At 63.8% G+C, this 18,497-nt stretch carries 13 protein-coding genes; 6 read left to right on the forward strand and 7 right to left on the reverse strand.

What is annotated here, in order from left to right:
* Nucleotides 1-79: 79 nt before the first annotated feature.
* The gene (locus F0Q04_RS10770; RefSeq protein WP_182345399.1) at nt 80-1,744 is read right to left on the reverse strand and encodes a long-chain-fatty-acid--CoA ligase; all 1,665 of its coding nucleotides are present in this window, start codon (nt 1,742-1,744) and stop codon (nt 80-82) included.
* 254 nt (nt 1,745-1,998) lie between these two features.
* Here F0Q04_RS10770 and F0Q04_RS10775 point away from each other — a divergent pair, with 254 nt between their 5' ends.
* From F0Q04_RS10775 to F0Q04_RS10790, 4 genes are all read left to right on the forward strand, one after another.
* Nucleotides 1,999-3,663, forward strand: coding sequence for a flavin-containing monooxygenase (locus F0Q04_RS10775; protein WP_182345400.1), 1,665 nt, complete (start codon nt 1,999-2,001; stop codon nt 3,661-3,663).
* A 124-nt stretch (nt 3,664-3,787) separates the two neighbouring features.
* Entirely contained in the window at nt 3,788-5,893 is a 2,106-nt protein-coding gene (locus F0Q04_RS10780) for a 3-hydroxyacyl-CoA dehydrogenase NAD-binding domain-containing protein (protein ID WP_182345401.1), read from the forward strand.
* A gap of 42 nt (nt 5,894-5,935) precedes the next feature.
* Complete coding sequence (locus F0Q04_RS10785; protein ID WP_182345402.1) at nt 5,936-7,120, forward strand: acetyl-CoA C-acyltransferase; 1,185 nt, start codon at nt 5,936-5,938, stop codon at nt 7,118-7,120.
* Nucleotides 7,121-7,297: 177 nt separating this feature from the next.
* Nucleotides 7,298-9,145, forward strand: coding sequence for an acyl-CoA dehydrogenase (locus F0Q04_RS10790; protein ID WP_182345403.1), 1,848 nt, complete (start codon nt 7,298-7,300; stop codon nt 9,143-9,145).
* Between the two features lie 141 nt (nt 9,146-9,286).
* Here the strand turns inward: F0Q04_RS10790 and F0Q04_RS10795 are convergent, their stop codons facing one another.
* Both F0Q04_RS10795 and F0Q04_RS10800 read right to left on the reverse strand, forming a co-directional pair.
* A complete protein-coding gene (locus F0Q04_RS10795; RefSeq protein ID WP_116925141.1) occupies nt 9,287-9,727 on the reverse strand; it encodes a hypothetical protein in 441 nt (146 codons plus the stop codon).
* A gap of 172 nt (nt 9,728-9,899) precedes the next feature.
* Entirely contained in the window at nt 9,900-10,094 is a 195-nt protein-coding gene (locus F0Q04_RS10800) for a hypothetical protein (RefSeq protein ID WP_182345404.1), read from the reverse strand.
* Between the two features lie 560 nt (nt 10,095-10,654).
* On the opposite strand from F0Q04_RS10800, the gene F0Q04_RS10805 reads away from it, so the two are divergent.
* Nucleotides 10,655-10,909, forward strand: coding sequence for a hypothetical protein (locus tag F0Q04_RS10805; protein WP_133248085.1), 255 nt, complete (start codon nt 10,655-10,657; stop codon nt 10,907-10,909).
* Nucleotides 10,910-11,000: 91 nt separating this feature from the next.
* Here the strand turns inward: F0Q04_RS10805 and proX are convergent, their stop codons facing one another.
* Nucleotides 11,001-12,011, reverse strand: coding sequence for a glycine betaine/L-proline ABC transporter substrate-binding protein ProX (proX, locus tag F0Q04_RS10810; protein ID WP_182345405.1), 1,011 nt, complete (start codon nt 12,009-12,011; stop codon nt 11,001-11,003).
* Between the two features lie 622 nt (nt 12,012-12,633).
* Here proX and F0Q04_RS10815 point away from each other — a divergent pair.
* On the forward strand, nt 12,634-13,824 hold the full coding sequence (locus F0Q04_RS10815) for an ankyrin repeat domain-containing protein (protein WP_182345406.1): 1,191 nt from the start codon (nt 12,634-12,636) through the stop codon (nt 13,822-13,824).
* A gap of 397 nt (nt 13,825-14,221) precedes the next feature.
* Here F0Q04_RS10815 and F0Q04_RS10820 read toward each other — a convergent pair whose 3' ends face one another.
* Genes F0Q04_RS10820 through F0Q04_RS10830 form a run of 3 tightly spaced genes read right to left on the reverse strand, consistent with a single transcriptional unit; the run spans nt 14,222 to nt 18,461 of the window.
* A complete protein-coding gene (locus F0Q04_RS10820; protein WP_116925145.1) occupies nt 14,222-15,238 on the reverse strand; it encodes a response regulator in 1,017 nt (338 codons plus the stop codon).
* Complete coding sequence (gene cheB / locus F0Q04_RS10825) at nt 15,235-16,242, reverse strand: chemotaxis-specific protein-glutamate methyltransferase CheB (protein ID WP_182345407.1); 1,008 nt, start codon at nt 16,240-16,242, stop codon at nt 15,235-15,237. Before cheB ends, F0Q04_RS10820 begins: the two co-directional genes overlap by 4 nt.
* A complete protein-coding gene (locus tag F0Q04_RS10830) occupies nt 16,239-18,461 on the reverse strand; it encodes a hybrid sensor histidine kinase/response regulator (protein WP_182345408.1) in 2,223 nt (740 codons plus the stop codon). The genes cheB and F0Q04_RS10830 overlap by 4 nt, the downstream gene beginning before the upstream one ends.
* Between the last annotated feature and the right edge of the window lie 36 nt (nt 18,462-18,497).

Below are 18,497 nucleotides of genomic sequence, written 5' to 3' on the forward strand. Positions count from 1 at the left end.
GTCAGCCAAGGCGGTGCCCTGGCTGCTGCGGGTGCGCCGGCCTTTCTAGGGGGCCGTGCGCGTAGCGGGCGTGTTTAGGTTAGGTGGCGACGGGTGCCGAAGAGGTGGCCGCCGGCAGCCGGTAGCCTTTGAACTGCTCGCGCAGCCGGGTCTTGAGCAGCTTGCCGGTGGCGGTGTGGGGTAGCTCGTCAACAAACTCCACCGCATCGGGCAGCCACCAACGCGCCAGCCGGTCTTTCATAAAGTTCAGCAGCTCCTGGCCGCTGACCTCAGTGCCGGGCTTGCGCACGATGACCAGCAGCGGGCGTTCCTGCCAGCGCTCGTGGTGCACGCCGATGACGGCCGCCTCCTTGACGGCGGGGTGCGCCAGCGCCAGGTTCTCGATGTCGATCGACGAGATCCATTCGCCGCCAGACTTGATGACATCCTTGGCGCGGTCGGTGATCTGCACAAAGCCTTCTTCATCGATCCGGGCCACATCGCCGGTGCTGAACCAGCCTTGCGCATCCAGCGCCGAGCCAGCATCCTGGCCGTAATAGGCGGAGATGACCCAGGGGCCGCGCACGCGCAGCTCGCCGGGCGCTGGGTCGCCGGGCGGCAGCTGCTGGCCCTCGTCATTGAAGATGGCCACATCCACGCCATACATGGGCCTGCCCTGGCGGGCGTGCACATCGATGCGCGCGTCGCGGGCCAGTGCCTCATGCTGGGGCAGCAGGGTGCTGATGGTAGCCACTGGACTGGTCTCGGTCATGCCCCAGGCCTGGTTGGCGGTCACGCCCAGCAGGCTGTCGAACTGGTCGATCATCGCGCGCGGTGCGGCCGAGCCGCCCATCATGATGCGTTCGAGCTTCAAGGCCTCTTTGTCGGCAGCTGGCAGGCTCTCCACATGCTGCAAAAAGCCCATCCAGACGGTGGGAACGCCCAGCGAGAAGGTGCAGCCCTCGTCGCGCATCAGCTGGTAGAGCGCCTTACCGCTCAAGTCCGGCCCGGGCAGCACCAGCTTGGCGCCGCACATGGCGCTGGCATAGGGCAGGCCCCAGGCGTTGACATGGAACATCGGCACGGTGAGCAGCACGCAATCGCGGGCGCGCAGCGCCAAGCCATCGGCAGCGCAGACCACCCAGGAATGCAGCACGGTAGAGCGGTGGCTGTAGAGCACGCCCTTGGGGTTGCCGGTGGTGCCCGAGGTGTAGCACAGCGATGAGGCGCTGTCTTCGGCTAGCTCGGGCCAGTCAAAATCGCCCGCGTCCTCGGCCACCAGGTCCTCGTAGCACAGCAGCGGGGCGGGCAGGTCCATCGCGGGCATCTGGTCGGGTTTGCACAGCGCCACATAGGCCTTGACGGTTTTGAGGCTGGGCGCCAGCTCGGCCACCAGGCCGGCAAAGCTCAGATCGAAGAACACATAGTCATCGGCCGCGTGGTTGATGATGTAGCGGATCTGGTCGGCAAACAGGCGCGGGTTGACGGTGTGCAGCACTGCGCCGGCGCCCGATACGGCGTAGTACAGCTCCAGATGGCGGTGCGTGTTCCAGGCCAGCGTAGCCATGCGTGCACCGCTGGCCATGCCCTGGCGCAGCAGGGCGGCGGCCAGGCGCTGCGAGCGCTGGGACACGGTCAGCCAGTTCGAGCGCGTGAGCTCCCCGTCCGGGGTGCGGGAGACGACTTCCACCTGGGGATGAAAGCGTGCTGCATGTTCCAGCAAGCCGGAAATCCGCAGCGCGCGCTGCTGCATTAGCCCTTGCATGTTGCTCCTTGTTTTGTTTTATATACCTGTCGGCAGGTAAAAAGTTTAGCAGCCGCAGCAGCGTCGCAAGCCCGGGATTACCCTGGACTTGCTCCCTCCAAAACGCTTGCGGGGAAACCCTGTTGTTTACCGGTCGGCAAGTAGGCATGATGCAGCGAGAACAAGGTGGAGGCGAGCTGCCATCCCCTATCAAGCCGGTGCCCCACTGCGGTGTGGCGGGGCGGCCGGCACCAGCCAGCAGGAGACAAAGAGCAATGGACAATCACACAATCCACCAGGTGGATGCGATCATCGTGGGCGCCGGTTTTGGCGGTCTGTGCGCAGTGCACAAGTTCCGGGAGATGGGGCTGAAGATCCAGGCCTTCGAGGCCGGTGGCGATGTGGGCGGCGTCTGGTACTGGAACCGCTACCCCGGCGCGCGGGTCGATCTGCCCAGCATCGACTACAGCTTCTCCTTCTCGCCCGAGATCGAGCAGGAATGGACCTGGTCCGAGCAGTTTGCCGCGCAGCCCGAGCTGATGCGCTATTTCAACTTTGTCGCCGAGCGGCTGGACCTGCGCAAGCACTACCAGTTCAACACCCGCGTGGACAGCGCCCGCTGGGACGAGGCACGCCAGCTGTGGGTGGTGCGCACCAACCGGGGCGAATGCTATGAGGCGCGCTATTGCATCATGGCGACCGGCCCGCTGTCGGTGCCCAAGGAGCCGGAGATTGACGGCATTGAGCGCTTTGGCGGGCAGATCCTGCGTGCGGCGCGCTGGCCGCATGAGCCGGTGGACTTCAGCGGCAAGCGCGTGGGGGTGATCGGCACCGGATCGACCGGCATCCAGATCGTGCAGGAAGTGGGCAAGCAGGCCTGCGAGCTGTTCGTCTTCCAGCGCACGCCCAGCTTTACGATGCCGATGCGCAATGTGCCGCTGGAGCCCGAGTATGTCGCCGAAGTCAAGCGCCACTATGCCGGCATCCGCGAGCTGGCGCGCAACAGCAATGTGGGCGGCGTGCGGCCGCAGTCGAGCCGCCCGTTTTTCAGCGTGACGCCAGCGCAGCGCCAGGCGCTGCTGGAAGATGCCTGGCTGCAAGGCGGCCTGGCGATGCTGGGCACCTTTGCCGACCTGATGCAAAACGAGCAGGCCAACGAGGAAGTGGCCGAGTTTGTGCGCGGCAAGATTGGCGAGGCGGTAGACGACCCGGCCACCGCCGAGGCCTTGAAGCCGCGCGGCTACCCCATCTTTGCGCGCCGCCCGTGCCTGGACACCGGCTACTACGAAACCTACAACCAGCCCCATGTGCATCTGCGTGACTGCATCACGGACCCTATCGTGTCCATCACCGAGAAGGGTGTGCGCACGCAGTCGGGCGAGGTGGAGCTGGATGTGCTGATCTTTGCCACTGGCTACGACGGCCTGACCGGCGCACTGCTGGCTTTTGAGGTGGAAGGGCGCGACGGCCTGACGGTGCAGCAGAAGTGGAAGGAGGGTGCGACCTCCTGCCTGGGCATCATGATGCATGGCTTCCCCAACCTGTTCATGACCACCGGGCCCAATGGCCCCTCGGCCCTGGCCAATGTGGTGCGCACCAGCGAGAACGATGTGGACTGGACGGCCGCTGCCATCCGCCACATGCAGGCCCAAGGTTTCGGCAGCATCGAGCCCAGCGCGCAAGAGGAGCGGGCCTGGATGGAGCTGGTCCATTCGCTGGCGCCGCGCACCTTGCTGTCCAAGGCCAAGACCTGGTATGTGGGCGCCAATGTGCAGGGCAAGGCCCCGGGCCTGACCATGTTTACCGGCGGCTTCCAGAAGTACCGCGAGCACTGCCTGGCTGCCATCCAGAAGGGCTTTAGCGGCTACCACTTTGCGCAGAAGCGCGAACGCGAGCGCGCGGCAGACGCCAGCGCAACAGTGGAAAACGCCACGCACTGATAACCTGGGTCTCCAAGCTCCCTGGGCGTTGGAACAGCCTGTCTGCTGGCCGATCCGCCCTGGGGCTGTGCCTGCCTGCGCCCTGCAGCGGGGCATTTTTATCTTCCACCAAGAGCTGCCAGCCATGAGCAACGTCACCTTTCACAGCGCAGACGGGATAGGCCGTATCTGCATCTCCCACCCGCCGCTGAACCTGTTCTCGCACAGCCTGCTGACGGGGCTGAGCGCCGCGCTGGCGCAGTTTGAGGCCGATGCCTCGCTGCCGCTGCTGCTGATCTACTGCGAAGGCCCGTCCTTTGTGGCGGGTGCGGACATTGCCGAGTTCAACAACCCGGCGTTTTCTGCCGAGGCCATCAATGCGCTGCTGAACCGCATCGAGGCGCAGACGCGGCCGGTGGTGGTAGCCCTGCATGGCACGGTATTTGGCGCTGGCATGGAGCTGGCCCTGGCCTGCCACTACCGTGTGGCACAAAAGGGAACCAGGCTGGGCCTGCCCGAGGTGAAACTGGGCATTCTGCCCGGCGCCGGCGGCACCCAGCGCCTGCCACGCCTGGTGGGCGCCAGCTTGGCGCTGGACATGATGCTGAGCGGCCGGCCGGTGCCTGCGCAAGAGGCGCTGGCCAGCGGCATCGTCGATGCGGTGGAGGAGGGCGACCCGCTGGCGTTTGGACTGGCCTTTGGCCGCCAGTTGCTGGCCCAGGGGGGCCAGCCGCGCCGCTTGAGCGCGCAAAGCGCCCCGCCCGGCGAGCACAGCCAGGCGATTGCGGCAGCGCTGGAGGCTGCACGCCAAAGCCCGCAGTACCCCGCCAAAGAGGCCATCGTGCTCTGCGTGCAGCAGGCGCTTACCGCTGACTTTGCCAGCGGCGCCCGTGCCGAGGCCGAGGCCTTCAAGCGCTTGCTGCCGTCGGCGCAGTCGCGCGCACTGCGCCATCTGTTTTTTGCACAGCGCCGCAGCCGGCAAATTCCTGGCCTGGAGCGGCAGGTGCCGGCCGGCAAGATCGAGCAGGTGGGCATTCTGGGGGCAGGCACCATGGGCAGCGGCATTGCGATGTGCTTTTTGAACGCCGGCATCCGCACCGTGCTGGTGGATGCCGCAGCTGCGGGGCTGGAGCGCGGGCTGCAACTGATCCGCTCGACCTATGAGGCCCAGGTGGCCAAGGGCCGCATGGGGGCTGAGCAGCCCAGCGCGCGCCTGGCGCTGTTGACCTCGTCGCTGGACGACCAGGCGCTGGCGCCCTGCGACCTGGTGATCGAGGCGGTGTTTGAGGACATGGCCCTGAAACTGCAGGTCTGCCGCCGTTTGGGCGAGGTCTGCAAGCCCGGCGCCATCATCGCCAGCAACACCTCGACCCTGGATGTGGATGCACTGGCACAGGCCACCGGACGGCCTGCCGATGTGGTGGGCATGCATTTTTTCAGCCCGGCCAACATCATGCGTTTGCTGGAGGTGGTGCGCGGCGCTGAGACGGCCCCGCAGGTGCTCAAGACCGTCATCGACCTGGCCGGCAAGATCGGCAAGACGCCGGTGGTCTCGGGCGTCTGCTTTGGCTTTATCGGCAACCGCATGGCCGAGGTTTACCTGCGCGAGGCCGAGTTCTTGCTGATGGAAGGCGCAAGCCCCGCGCAGATCGACGAGGCGGTGCAGGCGCTGGGCCTGGCGATGGGCCCTTGCCGCATGCTGGATATGGCCGGGCTCGATGTGGGCGCCAAGACGGTCATCGAATGCGAGAAGGCCGGCGGCCTGCCGCCCGATGCCAGCTACCGCGCGGTGGTGCGCAAGATGTATGCACTGGGCCGCTTTGGCCAGAAAACCGGCCTGGGCTACTACCGCTACGAAGGCCGCAACGCGCTGTCTGACCCGGAGGCTGGCCGCATCGCAGCCGACCTGGCGCAGACGCATGGCATTGCCCAGCGCAGTGATATGGCAGCGCAAGAGATTGTCGAGCGGTTGCTCTACAGCATGGTCAACGAGGGCTGCAAGATTCTGGATGAGGGCATTGCTTACCGCGCCAGCGATATCGATGTGGTCTGGGCGGCGGGCTATGGCTTTCCGGATTTTCAGGGCGGGCCCATGTTCATGGCCGAGGAGATTGGCCTGGCGCAGATCGTTGCGCGGCTGGAGCACTATGCCGCCAGCCGGGGCAACCGCTATGGCTACTGGACAGTGTCGCCACTGCTGCAGCGGCTGGCTGCACAGTGCCAGGGCTTTGACAGCCTGCAAGCCGCCTGAGGGCCTGAAGGCCAGAACCCATCAACATTGAAGAGCACCGCCATGAAAGACGCCGTCATTGTTTCCACCGCCCGCACGGGCATCGGCCGGGCCTACAAGGGCTCGCTCAACCACACCCGTTCGCCCCAGATGATGGGCCACAGCATCGAGCACGCGGTGGCGCGCGCCGGGGTGGACCCGGCGGAGGTGGACGATGTGATCGTCGGCTGCGTGCTGACCGGGGGCACCGCCGGCATGAACCTGGCACGCAATGCCTTGCTGGCCGCAGGCCTGCCGATGAGCGTGGCCGGGCAGACGATAGACCGGCAATGCGCCTCCGGCCTGATGGCGATTGCCAGCGCAGCCAAGCAGGTGCTGGTCGATGGCATGCAGGTGGTGGTGGCAGGCGGCTGCGAGAACATCACCGCCGTGCAAACGTCTTATATGGAATGGGCCAGCCGCGAGCGCGATCCGGCCGTCATCGCCCGCGCGGCCCATGCCTATATGCCGATGCTGCAAACGGCCGAGCATGTGGCGCGCCAGTACCGCATCAGCCGCGAGGCGCAGGATGCCTATGCGCTGGAGTCGCAGCTGCGCACCGCGCGCGCCCAGGCCGCTGGCCTGTTTGACCGTGAGATCGTGCCCTTCAGCACCCAGATGGCGGTGACGGACAAACTCACGAAGGAAGTCAGCCTGCAGCAGGTGACCCTGGCCCGCGACGAAGGCAACCGCCCCGACACCAGCCTGGAAGGGCTGGCCGCCCTCAAACCGGTGATCGAGGGCGGCGTCATCACCGCCGGCAATGCCAGCCAGCTGTCGGATGGCGCATCGGCCTGCGTGGTCATGGATTCGGTACTGGCCGAGCGCCGGGGCCTGGAGGTGCTGGGCATCTACCGGGGCATGGCAGTGGCTGGCTGCGCACCGGAAGAGATGGGCATCGGCCCCATTTATGCGGTCCCCAAGCTCTTGGCCCAGCACGGGCTGCGCGTGCAGGACATCGGCCTGTGGGAGCTGAACGAGGCCTTTGCCTGCCAGGCGCTGTACTGCCGCGACCAGCTGGGCATCGATCCAGCCTGCTTCAATGTCAACGGCGGCGGCATCTCCATCGGCCACCCCTATGGCATGACGGGCGCCCGCATCGCCAGCCATGCCTTGCTGGAAGGCCAGCGACGCGGTGTGCGCTATGTGGTGGCCACTATGTGCGTGGGCGGCGGTATGGGAGCGGCAGCCTTATTTGAGGTTGCTTAAGAACGTGCTGACGATCTCCTCGCGCCGCGACAGTGTCCCTACGGGTTGGAGCGAAATCGGGCGATTTCTTCGCGCTGGCCCTTGCTTGCACCCCGGTGCAAGCTGCGTTCCATCCCTTCGAACCCATCCCGATTGCTCTCCAACGCCGCTGCGTAGAGATCCTCAACACGTTCTAACATGCAACTCGACTACGCCAGCATCCGCCAGACCCTGGATTTTTTGCTCTACGACTGGCTGGAGGTAGAGGCACTCAGCCGCCATGCGCGCTATGCCGGCCATGACCGGCAGACCTATGGCGCCGTGCTGGACATGTGCGAGCGCCTGGCTGCTGACAAGTTCGAGCCCTTCAACCGCCTGGTGGACCAGCAGGAGCCGCATTTTGACGGCCAGCAGCTGCATCTGCCTGACTGCACACCGGCAGCCTGCGCCGCCTATGCCGAATCGGGCATGCTGGCTGCGTCGCACGACTACGAGGTGGGGGGCATGCAGCTGCCCTGCGTGGTGGATATGGCGGCCAACAGCATGGTCTCGGCCGCCAGCATTGCGCTCAAGGCCTATTCGATGCTGACAGCGGCCAATGCCGGCCTGCTGCTGGCCCATGGCACGCCCGCGCAGCAAAAGGCCTTTGCGCTGCCGCAGCTGCAAGGCCGCTTTTTTGGCACGATGAACCTCAGTGAGCCCCAAGCCGGCTCCAGCCTGTCGGACATCACGACCCGTGCCGTGCCCGATGGTGACGCCTATGCCGATGACCCGCTGGGCCCGCGCTACCGGCTGACGGGCCGCAAGATGTGGATCTCAGGCGGCGAGCATGCGATGGGCGAGAACATCGTCCACCTGGTGCTGGCCAAGGTGCCCGATGACAGCGGCCAGCTACCCGCTGGCGTGGGCGGCATCTCGCTGTTCATCGTGCCCAAGGTCCTGGTCGATACCGAAGGCCAGGTGACCGGCGAGCGCAACGACATTGCGCTGGCCGGGCTGAACCACAAGCTGGGCTACCGGGGCACCGTCAACACCTTGCTGCATTATGGCGAGCAGGGCGGGGCCGTTGGCTACCGTGTGGGCGCGCTGGGCGCGGGCCTGAAGTGCATGTTCCACATGATGAACGAGGCCCGCATCCAGGTGGGGCTGGGCGCCACGATGCTGGGATACGCTGGCTACCTGCAATCGCGTGACTATGCCCGCCAGCGCCCGCAGGGCCGCCCGGTCGCTGCCGGCCAAAAGGTGGTGAAGAACGCGCAGCAGCCCCAGGTGCCGATTGCCGAGCATGCCGATGTCAAGCGCATGCTGCTGGCGCAAAAAAGCTATGCCGAAGGCGCGCTGGCGCTGCAGCTGTACTGTGCCAAGCTGGTCGATACGCAGCGCGCCGGCGCGCCGCAGCAGGCCGATGCCGCGCAGCTGCTGCTGCAGGTGCTTACCCCCATCGCCAAAAGCTGGCCCAGCCAGTGGTGCCAGGAGGGCAACAGCCTTGCCATCCAGGTGCTGGGCGGCTATGGCTATACGCGCGACTATGCGGTGGAGCAGCACTGGCGTGACAACCGGCTCAACATGATCCACGAAGGCACGCACGGCATCCAGGCCCTCGACCTGCTGGGCCGCAAGCTGCGCATGGATGGGGGAGCCGCCTGGGCCTTGCTGCAAGCCGAGATCGCGCAAACCGTCGCCACTGCCCGGTCGGTGCCCGCATGCGCCCCCTGGGCCGATCGCTTAGATGCGGCCACCCAAGCCCTGCATGCCGCCACCGACGCGGCCTGGGCCAGCGGCAACGCCCAGCTGGCCCTCGCCAACGCCACCGCCTACATGACCGCCTTCGGCCATGTCACGCTGGCCTGGTTGTGGCTGGACATGGCGCTCAAGGCGCATGGGCGCATGGCGGCCGCTGATGCCGGGCAGCAGGCCTTTTTGCAGGGCAAGCTGGATTGCGCGCGCTACTTTTACGCGTATGAGCTGCCGCTGGTGCAGGCCTGGCTGGCGCCGGTGATGGCGGGGGAGGCGCTGTTTATGGAGCTGGGGGGGAGTGGGTTTTGAGCCCTGGGGGAAAGGGCGGGGCAGGGTGCCGCAGGGCTTGCATCCGCGTTCAGCGCATGGTGCAGGTGCTGGCGGCGGGTAGGGCTCTATTGGTTGATGGGCCGCTCAAGCCTGCCAATAGGGCCTCTGCGGGCGGCGCACTCATACCTTGGCGAGGAAGGCCGCCGCATCACCCGCTTCACACTTCCAGTCTGCGAAGACCCCCACCAGATCGCATTCAACGCAGTGGCAAGCGATGTAGTACCAGCGCACATCATGCGTGCCCTGGTACACGGAGACGCCGGACACCAGCTCGAACACCTCGTTCTCGCACACGCAGGCGTGCCCCTCGGGGGTGGCCTCTTCCATGTAATCCTCGCTGTCGCCCATCAGGTGTTCCTGCCCGCAGTCGGAGCAGGTGCGGATGGCCACGCCGGCTTCTTCGTCGGTCTGCAGCGCAAAAGTCCGGGAGCCGCACTCGCATTTGGACGAGGCAAACCGGGTGGCCTCATGGCCATTGGCAACGCTGTAGCTGCGCAGCTCGGCTTGGGTGTCTCCCGACGTCGTCCCGTACATGAACTCGCCCTTTTTCGTCAGTGCCATTGGTGTTGTTCCATTCTTCAAAGTGGGCTTCCCAGCAGACCTGTGCCAGGCTTGCCCCAATCATCTGGATTTTGCCTGAATTGGCCGATCCCAGACGGTTGCAATGACACCTACCGGGACAGCAAGCACTGGCCGGATGTGTCGCGCTACAGGCTCGCTTTGCCGGCGTTTATCAATGCGGCCATGGCTTGGATGGCATCCTTCCTGAAGGTCTGCTGCCACTGCGCAGTCCATTTAGCCGTCCCTGCTCTTCCCATGCGGCCAGAGCCAGTGCATTCACGATCTCTGCATCCAGCCAGGCATCGGCATAGCGTGGATCCGTCGACAGATCTTCGGCCGCTGCAACAAACGCTGCGAAGGAGAACATACTCTCTGTTGCCCTCGTGGCGCGAGACTCAAAGGTGTTTAAATCCAACTTGTCCTCCAATGCCTGCTATGGGGCGGCCTTGCGCTTTTGACAGCATGACAATTGCACCATCTCAACGTGGAGACGATGGACGCGTATGCTATGCGCCCACCACCCGATGGAAATCGGACAATATGCGACGGATGGGTTCCTACCCATCGGATTCACTAAAAGGAAACAATGCCTGTGGAGCAATATCGCTTTGGGCCTATGCAAGCACGGCACCTTCCAGTGTTGCCTGAGGGCAGTGTGCAGCACCTGGCCGATCACTACAGCAGTGCCTGGCGCGGCACGGTCCTGCGCATGGGATGCAACGGACGCGCTGAATTTGGTGCTGGACTGGCAGCCAGACAGTACGTCCATGCGTTGCCTGGCATCGCGCGCAGCGGGTGTGGGCCAGCGAGATGCAGTAGTGCGGCATTCCTTTGCGAAGCCATGGGCCTTTGGGCCTTTGCCAAGGCAGTGAGCAGGTGATGGGCCTTCCGAACACCCCGAGCCGACGGCGACCGTGGCTGCAGTCGATGGCAGCCCTCGCCATCGCGGCCTTGATCGGCTGGGGTTGCATTATTGGCGCGACTGAAGTGGTGGAGAGCTTGCGCTCCGGGGTGCTCAACAACCGCAAAGGACCTGACATCCTTGCCGCTGAGCAGCCCGTCCTTTACTGGGCTTTGATCAGCTTCTACACGGCCGCAACCCTGACCGCCGCCGGCTTGGCGCTTTTGGTGATGGCCATAGCAGTGCGCGATCTGATCCGTGCACAAGGCGCTGACCAATGAGCGCGTGGTCGACGCGCCAGGCGGCCTGCGTGGGTGTTGCCGAGGTGTAGAAGCTGCGCGCCCATCGCCCAGCGTTCAGCGCTAACCCAGGTCAGCTTGCGGCGGCCTTCAGCGCTGTCTCGATCCAGCCATCAAAGGTATTTTGGTTGGCCTTGATCCAGCTGTCCGTGTGGCGCTCCACGTCCTGTTGGCGGTTCTCGCCGTCGTGCATCCGGCGGTTTTGCTCGCTGATGTCCCCGATGGGCAGCGTCATGATCTCAAACAGCTTGGCGGCGGCGGGGTTCTTTTCGACAAAGGTCTTGTTCGCCACGATGTATTCGTTGTTGACAGGAAAGCCGTAGTTCTTGCCGTTGGGCAATTGGGTGTCCGTGCCGGCCTGTACGCCGGGCATGGCCGAGAACGGCACTTCCAGCCAGACAACGTCCTTGCCCGAGCGCAGCACATTGCTCAACCAGTAGGGGGTCCAGGCGTAGAACAGCACCGGCTTGCCTTGCTGATAACGGGCCAGCGTGTCCGAGATCAGCGCAGGGTAGTTGCCCTGGGTGTAGTTCACCATGCCTTGCAGCTTGAAGGCGGCGAGCTGGTGGTTCACCACGGCTTCGCCACCCCAACCGGCGCTGGGTCCGACCAGATCGGCCTTGCCGTCGCCGTTGGTATCGAAGAGCCGGGCCAGCTTGGGGTCGCTGAGCTGGCTCAGGTGGGTGATCCCGTACTGATCGGCTGTCTTCTTGTCGATCATGTAGCCCTGTGCGGCGCCGGCTGCGTACACCCCCTTGCGCGACAATTTGGCGTCGCCCCCTACGCTTTTGTAGAACTCCGAGTGGTGCGGATTCCAATGGTTGGCCATGAAGGTGGCGTCTCCGCGGGCAACGGCCAGATGCGCCAGCGGGTACTCGACTTCCTTGATGGGCTGCACGTCATAGCCAAGTTTGGTCAGCGCACGCGTGACCAGCAGGGTCTGGAAGGTTTCCTCGGCCAACGAACTTTGCAGGGGCAGCACCTTGACGCCCTTGCCGGGCAGATCGCCAGCGTGGGTGGACAGTCCAAGGGCCAGCAGGGCGCTGGCGAGCAGGGTGCGGGCAAAGTGTCGGGTGTTCATCATGCGGTGTATTTCCTATACAAGCGGGTGGAGAAAGCAAGCTAGGCTCTTGGCGCCACGCAAGCGCCTGAGCCGAGCTCAGGGAGGTCTCTGGCGCCATGGCGGCAAGCCTGCGGCAATGCAATGCGATGGGCGATAGCCGCCCAAGCCAAGGCAGCCACGTTCCACAGCCGCAAGGCAGGCGCTAAAGACGGCGAGACAGACGGCGCAAGCAAGGCCTGCCGATCGTGGGATCAGCGTCCAGCGGGCGGGACAAGGCGTTGGTTGACGACGCAGGGCGGTGGGGGCAACAGCGCCCCACGCAAGAAAATAGGTACCGCGACGGGACGCAAGCTGGTCCGCGAGTAGTACCGAAGCGCCAACATGCTCTGTTGGCTTTAAGAAGCTAATAAATATAACTCCCGAGTCTAAAGCAGTCAAGGCTTGCGCGGCGTTTATCCGTTGCGCTGCAGGGCTCGGAGGGGGGCGGGGGAGGGGGACTGTCAGAGACGGGGTAAGTGCTCTCCGATTGGAGTTCCGGGCCCCGGCGCAGGGTTCTCTCAGCCCACATCACTCTTTCGTGGCATGGCACTAAACTTCCGATCCATCACTCCTTCGATGTGCGACTGGATCGCAGTTCCCTCCCATGCCACGGCTTGCCTCTGGAACCTCTATCCCTGGCTCAGCTGGCGCAGGCAACCAGGCCGCTGCGCGCGGCGATATCCGCACGTTGGCCGCGTTGGCCGAAGCGGGCGAAGACCTGTCGGCCCTGTGGAACATTCGCACGCCGCTGATCGAGGCCGTGATCGCCCAGCAGGCGGAGGCGGTCGGGTGGTTGCTGGCGCGCGGTGTGTCGCTCAACACCCCCGATGCCGTGATGGGCTGGACGGCCTTGGGCTGGGCTGCCAGCGGCAATGAGGCAGCGCTGGTGCAGGCCTTGCTCGCCGCCGGCGCCGATACCGAGCACCAGGCCGACGTGCATGGGCGCACGCCGCTGATGGCCGCCGCCCAGGCGGGTGGCGACGAGGCCGTGATCCTTTTGCTGGCCGCTGGCGCGCAGCTGGCTGCCCAGGACGGCCTGGGCGCCACCGCTGCCGACCTGGCGCGCCGCAACGGCTTCGAGGCCTTAGCCGCGCGCCTGGATGCCATGCTGCCCCCCGCGCTGCGTGCCGCTGCGCCGGCGCCGCCCAGCGGAACCTTGCCCTGGCCCGAGGAACCGCTGGCTGTGCTGCACTGGCCCGATGACTTTCCCGCGTTTCAGCAGCCCAATTGGCGGAGCCTGGCCAGCGGCGAGGACTCGTCGTTTGACAGCGCCTTTCACGCCGCGCTGGCCGACCGACTGATCCCCGCCTTTGCCAGCCCCACGGCGGCACTACGCAGCTGGGTGCAGGCCATGAACCACTGGGAGCGCGCGGCGAGTCAGACCATCGCTGGCGCCCGGGGCGCCGAGGCGCATCTGGACATGGGCGTGATGTGGCAGCAGCTGGCGGGTGCGATGGCCCTGCGCCAGGCCTATGCCACGCCGCGCCTGCGCAAGTACCCGCGCATCTCCATCAGCGCCAAGCCTGATTTGCCGCTGCACCTGGACCTGCTGGCGCTGGAGTGGCCAACTCCTGACCAATGCACCATCACCACCCAGCAGCGCATGCTCCCCGTCGATGAGCCCGAGTCGGCCGACACCCAGGCGGGCGCGACCACGCGCGGGGAATTATTCTCGAACCGCTGGCCCATCGTGGAGAGCCGCTTCACGTTGCTGCGCAAGGCCGGCCAGTGGCGCATCGACCGTTGGCAGCAGCGCTACCAGGGCAACAGTACCTGGGACAGCCAGGTCCTGTAAGCCCGCGCAGGCTGGGTCTCAGGGCGGTTTGACTTGATCTCAAATACCAGCAGGGCGCGTGATCTTCTCCAGCTACAAGCGTAGGCCGAGGTTCAACGGGGTGGGATTGTTTGCAGTCAGAGCCAGACACCGGGCCGCGCTGGCTAGAGCGCGTCGGGGCATGGTTCGAAGTTGCTGAGGGCGGCTTCAGGCTGGTTGCAGTCCGCCAACTCAATAAGTTGGATCACTGAGGCACCCAGAGCAGTCATTGCAAGGATCCGTCCTTGCAGGTCTGCACGACACCCTTGACGCACCCTGCGTAGACTTGCGGCCATCCAACGCTACCAGCGCTTTGGCGAGCCGGAGGAAGCCCATCCCCTGCTGATCAAGATCGCATCGAATCAGAAATTTACCGTACTCAGGCTACGCCGATGCGATTTCGACCACTTTCTTTGGCCTGGTACAGCCCAGTGTCTGCGCGCTGTATCAATGCAATGGGTTTGAGGTCTTGCTCAGGCACCATGGTGGCAACTCCGATAGAGACCGTCACTGTGGCATCGGCTACCGGTGCAACATGTGCAATGGCTAGTGCCTGGACTGCGCGCCGCACACTATTGGCGAGCGAGCATGCGCCGTCTTGCGAGGTATTGGGCAAAATGATAGCGAACTCTTCACCCCCATATCGGGCGACCAGATCACCGGAGCGCGAGCAAGATTGTGCAAGGACCTGGGCCACGCTGCGTAAGGTCTCGTCGCCCATCACATGGCCGAAACTGTCGTTATAGGATTTGAAAAAATCGACATCGATCATCAGTAGTGAGAGTTCAATTCTCTCTCGCCGTGCGCGTTTCCATTCCAGGTCCAGGTGCTCATCGAAATGCCGCCGGTTTGACAAGCCAGTCAAGCCGTCGAGCTTCGTCATACGCTGCAGCGCAAGATTGCTCTCCAGGAGTTGCTGTTGGCTCAGGCGCAAGGCTTGGTTCGCCAGGTCGCGTTGCTTCATCGCCAGATAGGCTCGGGAGTGGTATCGGAGACGTGCTATCAGTTCCACTGCATCTGGCAGTTTCACGAGATAGTCATTGGCCCCCACTGCAAATGCCTGGCTCTTGATCTTCGGGTCTTCCTTGGATGACAGAACGATGATGGGCAGGTCGCGTAATTTCTGATTGTTGCGATATTGGCTCACCAAGTCCAGACCATCAACACCGGGCATCACCAGGTCTTGCAGGATGACGGTCGGCTGGATGTGTTCCGCCATTTCCATGGCATTTTTCGGGTCTCCGCAGTAGTGGAAAGACACGCCGATCTCATGGCTCAGCATGCGGCGTACGGCCTCGCCGATGATGGCTTGGTCATCTACTAGTAAAACCTTGACTTCAAGCTCGCCAGGCTCCCCGGCAGAGGTGTTTTCATCCAGAGTTGGAATAGGAGTCATGAATTTCTCTTTACCGCCATCCAGCGGCATAGTTCGGCCAAGCGGTTGGCGATGCGGTCCAGAGGCAGGACTTCCGCTGCCGCATCGATAGCAACGGCGGCCTTGGGCATTCCCCACACCACGCTGCTGGACTGGTCTTGGGTAATGGTGGCAAAGCCTCGCTCGCGCATGGCCTTGAGCCCATCTGCCCCGTCTCGCCCCATACCCGTTAGCAACACACCGATGGCATCACCTCGCCATTGCTCGGCAATGCTTTGAAAGAAAATGTCGATCGACGGACGGTAAATTTGCGCATCAGGCTTGAGTGAATACTGCAGGTCGCCGCGGCGGCTCACCGTCAAATGCTCATTGCGGCCAGCCAGCAAGACCACGCCGGTCTGCGGTATCTCACCAGCCTGAACCAGGCGTACCGGAAGCGTTGATTCCCGCGCCAACCATTCAGCCATGCCCGCAGAGAACTTGTCGTCCAGGTGCTGAACCAGTACCACGGCGGCGTCAAGATCTTTAGGCAGTTCACGCAGCAACTGGTTGAGTGTGGCGGGCCCACCAGCGGAGGCACCGATGGCAATCAGGCACGCGCGTTTCGCGCTGGTGCGCGTGGCTCGTTGGGTAACAGGCTGCGGGGGCGTGGCCAGCCAGGCGATGTTCTGGATCTTGCGCAGCAGCAGCGCTGGATTGAAAGCGCTGCCGTTCGCCAATTCGGGCAGATGCACCACATCAAGGGCGCCGTGGCCCAAGGCATTGAATGCCCATTCGGTATGGAGCTCGGTTGCCAGATCCAGCAGCAGCAAAGGGCATGGCGCCTCATTCATGACACGTTGCGAAAAGGCCACTCGATCAGCTGTGCCCAGTTGCAGCAGCAGTAGCTCAGGGGGCATGTCACGACACAGGCGCAGGGCCTGCGTCTCGTCTTGTGCCACCCAGTGGATGTCGTGCAGCGGCTCCAAAGCGTGTTCGAGGCGTTGCGCCAACTCAGGGGTGTTAACCATCAGTCCAAGCTTCATCCAACAGCCTCGCCAATCAGCATGTGTACAGCCTCCAGTAATGTTTCATCGTGAAAGCTCGACTTAGCAAGGTAGTAGTCGGCTCCCGCATCAAGGCCGCGTCTGCGGTCTTCCTCGCGGTCTTTGTAGGATACAACCACCACGGGCATGGACTGCAGTTGTGCGTCGCGCCTTACCAGGCCTACCAGCTCAATGCCATCCATGCGGGGCATGTCGATATCGGTCACCAGGAGGTCATATTTTTCTGCACGCAGAATGTTCCAGCCATCGATGCCATCCACGGCCACGGTCACCTCGTAACCGCGCCCAATGAGCAGCTTGCGCTCCAGCTCACGCACGGTCAGCGAGTCGTCCACCACCAATACGCGCTTGCGCCGCAGTGACGGCCCTTCAGACAACTGTGCAACCCTTTCGACTTGGCCTGCACCCAAGAGCTTGTCAGCGGAGTTCAGCAAGTCATCCATATCCACGATAAGCACCGGACTGCCGTCATCGAGCAGGGCACCTGCCTCCACGCCGCGCAGCAGGCCTAGGCGGGAGTCGATGGGAACGACAGCCAGATTTTGCTCGCCAACAATCCTGTCTACCGCAATGGCAAGGCTTCGGTCGTGGTGCGGTAACAAAACCACTGGGAGGCCCAGCGGATCGGATTTGCCATGCGGCAGTTGCAAAAGCTGGTGGGCAGCGACCAGACCGATGGCGCGCTCGCGTACCCAGATATGTTGCTGGCCCTCCACCATGCTGATGGCGTCCGCCGGGATACGCAAAGTCTGCTCCACTTGCGCAAGCGGAAGCGCGTAGGCCTCACCGCCGATCTCCACCACCAAGCAGCGCAGCATCGACAAGGTCAGAGGCAGTTGCAGCTGGAACACCGTCCCTCGCCCCTGTTGCTGGCGGACGCGCACCGTACCGCGTAGTTGACGCAGCGTGTGCTGGACCACATCGAGGCCCACCCCACGGCCAGAGATCTCACTGACTTTCTCGCTCACGCTGAAACCCGGCAGGAACAGAAAAGCCAGCAATTCTTCCTCATGCATGTGCTGGGCCATCGTTTCGGTGGCCAGCTTGCGTGCGATGACTGCGGCACGTACGCGAGCGAGGTCAACGCCTGCTCCATCGTCTTCCAGCTCAAGGACCAGGAGCCCAGCAGCATGCCGAGCCCGCAGTACCAAGTTGCCTTGTGCCGGCTTGCCGCTGGCCAACCGTTGTGCGGGGCTTTCAATGCCGTGGTCCACCGCATTGCGCAGTAACTGGATCAGTGGTGCTTCCAATGTCTCCAGTACGTCGCGATCTCCTTGTACCTCTTCGCCTTCCAGATTCAGCCATACCTCTTTGCCAAGACTGCGACTGAGCTCACGCACCATGCGCGCCTTGCCAGCCATCAGATCCGCGCAGGGGCGCATGCGCGAGGCCAATACGGTGTCATACATGCGCTGGCTGCGCTGCTCAAAGGCCCAGCCAAAGCTGTCGAAAGCCGCTGTATGTTGTTGCAACTGGCTTTTGGCTTCCAGCGTCCAGTGGTTCACATCGGATAGCAAGGCCTTGGCACGAGGCGGTAGCTCCTGCCCCAGCAGCGCATCGCGCAACCCATGCAGGGATCGATCAATATGGTCTTGCAGGCGTTTGAGTTGTGCCAACTCCTGGCCCAGGGACTTGGTACGCTGTGCAGCCACCAGTGAGCGTCCCGCCAGATCGAGCAGATGGTCCAGGCGTTCGGCTGACACACGCAGGATACGGTCATGCAGTTCACCGGAGGGCTCGGGCTCGTTGGTCTCAATGGCGGAGACTTCTTCCGGCAAGGCCGGCCTGAAGTCCGGCATGGCATCGGGTACCGGCGCATCTTGCTGCGTATCTTCTGCCAGGATTGCTTGCAGCGCAGGCAGCCCTTGCACGCTGATCCCTTCACTCAACTGCCTCAATGCCTCTGAAGCGCGTAGCAGGGCGTCGATGCGTGTGCTGCTCAGGCGGACCTTGCCGCTCTGGGCACAGACTAGCAAGTCCTCCATCACATGGGCCAATGTCACAGCGACATCCAAGCCGACAATGCGTGCCGCACCTTTGAGTGAGTGCGCTGCACGCATGCAGGCCTCCAGCTGCGCGGGATCGGTAGGCTCACGCTCAAGTACCAGCAGGCATGAATCCATGACCTGGGTTTGTGCCTGCGCTTCTAGACGGAACAACTCCAGCATGGAGCTGTCTTTGTAGGCATCAAGGCTCATGGCTTGACCTTTGGTCCATACATCGCGAGATGTGCC

The organism is Comamonas koreensis (genome assembly GCF_014076495.1).
In the GTDB taxonomy this organism is placed as follows: Bacteria; Pseudomonadota; Gammaproteobacteria; order Burkholderiales; family Burkholderiaceae_C; genus Comamonas; species Comamonas squillarum.

Coding starts and splice junctions, on each gene's coding strand:
- F0Q04_RS10795 (WP_116925141.1), bottom strand. CDS start 9,727: ATGGCACTGACGAAAAAGGGCGAGTTCATGTACGGGACGACGTCGGGA.
- F0Q04_RS10830 (WP_182345408.1), bottom strand. CDS start 18,461: ATGAGCCTTGATGCCTACAAAGACAGCTCCATGCTGGAGTTGTTCCGT.
- F0Q04_RS10805 (WP_133248085.1), top strand. CDS start 10,655: ATGGCAGCCCTCGCCATCGCGGCCTTGATCGGCTGGGGTTGCATTATT.
- F0Q04_RS10790 (WP_182345403.1), top strand. CDS start 7,298: ATGCAACTCGACTACGCCAGCATCCGCCAGACCCTGGATTTTTTGCTC.
- F0Q04_RS10820 (WP_116925145.1), bottom strand. CDS start 15,238: ATGACTCCTATTCCAACTCTGGATGAAAACACCTCTGCCGGGGAGCCT.
- F0Q04_RS10815 (WP_182345406.1), top strand. CDS start 12,634: ATGCCACGGCTTGCCTCTGGAACCTCTATCCCTGGCTCAGCTGGCGCA.
- F0Q04_RS10780 (WP_182345401.1), top strand. CDS start 3,788: ATGAGCAACGTCACCTTTCACAGCGCAGACGGGATAGGCCGTATCTGC.
- F0Q04_RS10770 (WP_182345399.1), bottom strand. CDS start 1,744: ATGCAAGGGCTAATGCAGCAGCGCGCGCTGCGGATTTCCGGCTTGCTG.
- F0Q04_RS10785 (WP_182345402.1), top strand. CDS start 5,936: ATGAAAGACGCCGTCATTGTTTCCACCGCCCGCACGGGCATCGGCCGG.
- proX (WP_182345405.1), bottom strand. CDS start 12,011: ATGATGAACACCCGACACTTTGCCCGCACCCTGCTCGCCAGCGCCCTG.
- cheB (WP_182345407.1), bottom strand. CDS start 16,242: ATGAAGCTTGGACTGATGGTTAACACCCCTGAGTTGGCGCAACGCCTC.
- F0Q04_RS10800 (WP_182345404.1), bottom strand. CDS start 10,094: ATGTTCTCCTTCGCAGCGTTTGTTGCAGCGGCCGAAGATCTGTCGACG.
- F0Q04_RS10775 (WP_182345400.1), top strand. CDS start 1,999: ATGGACAATCACACAATCCACCAGGTGGATGCGATCATCGTGGGCGCC.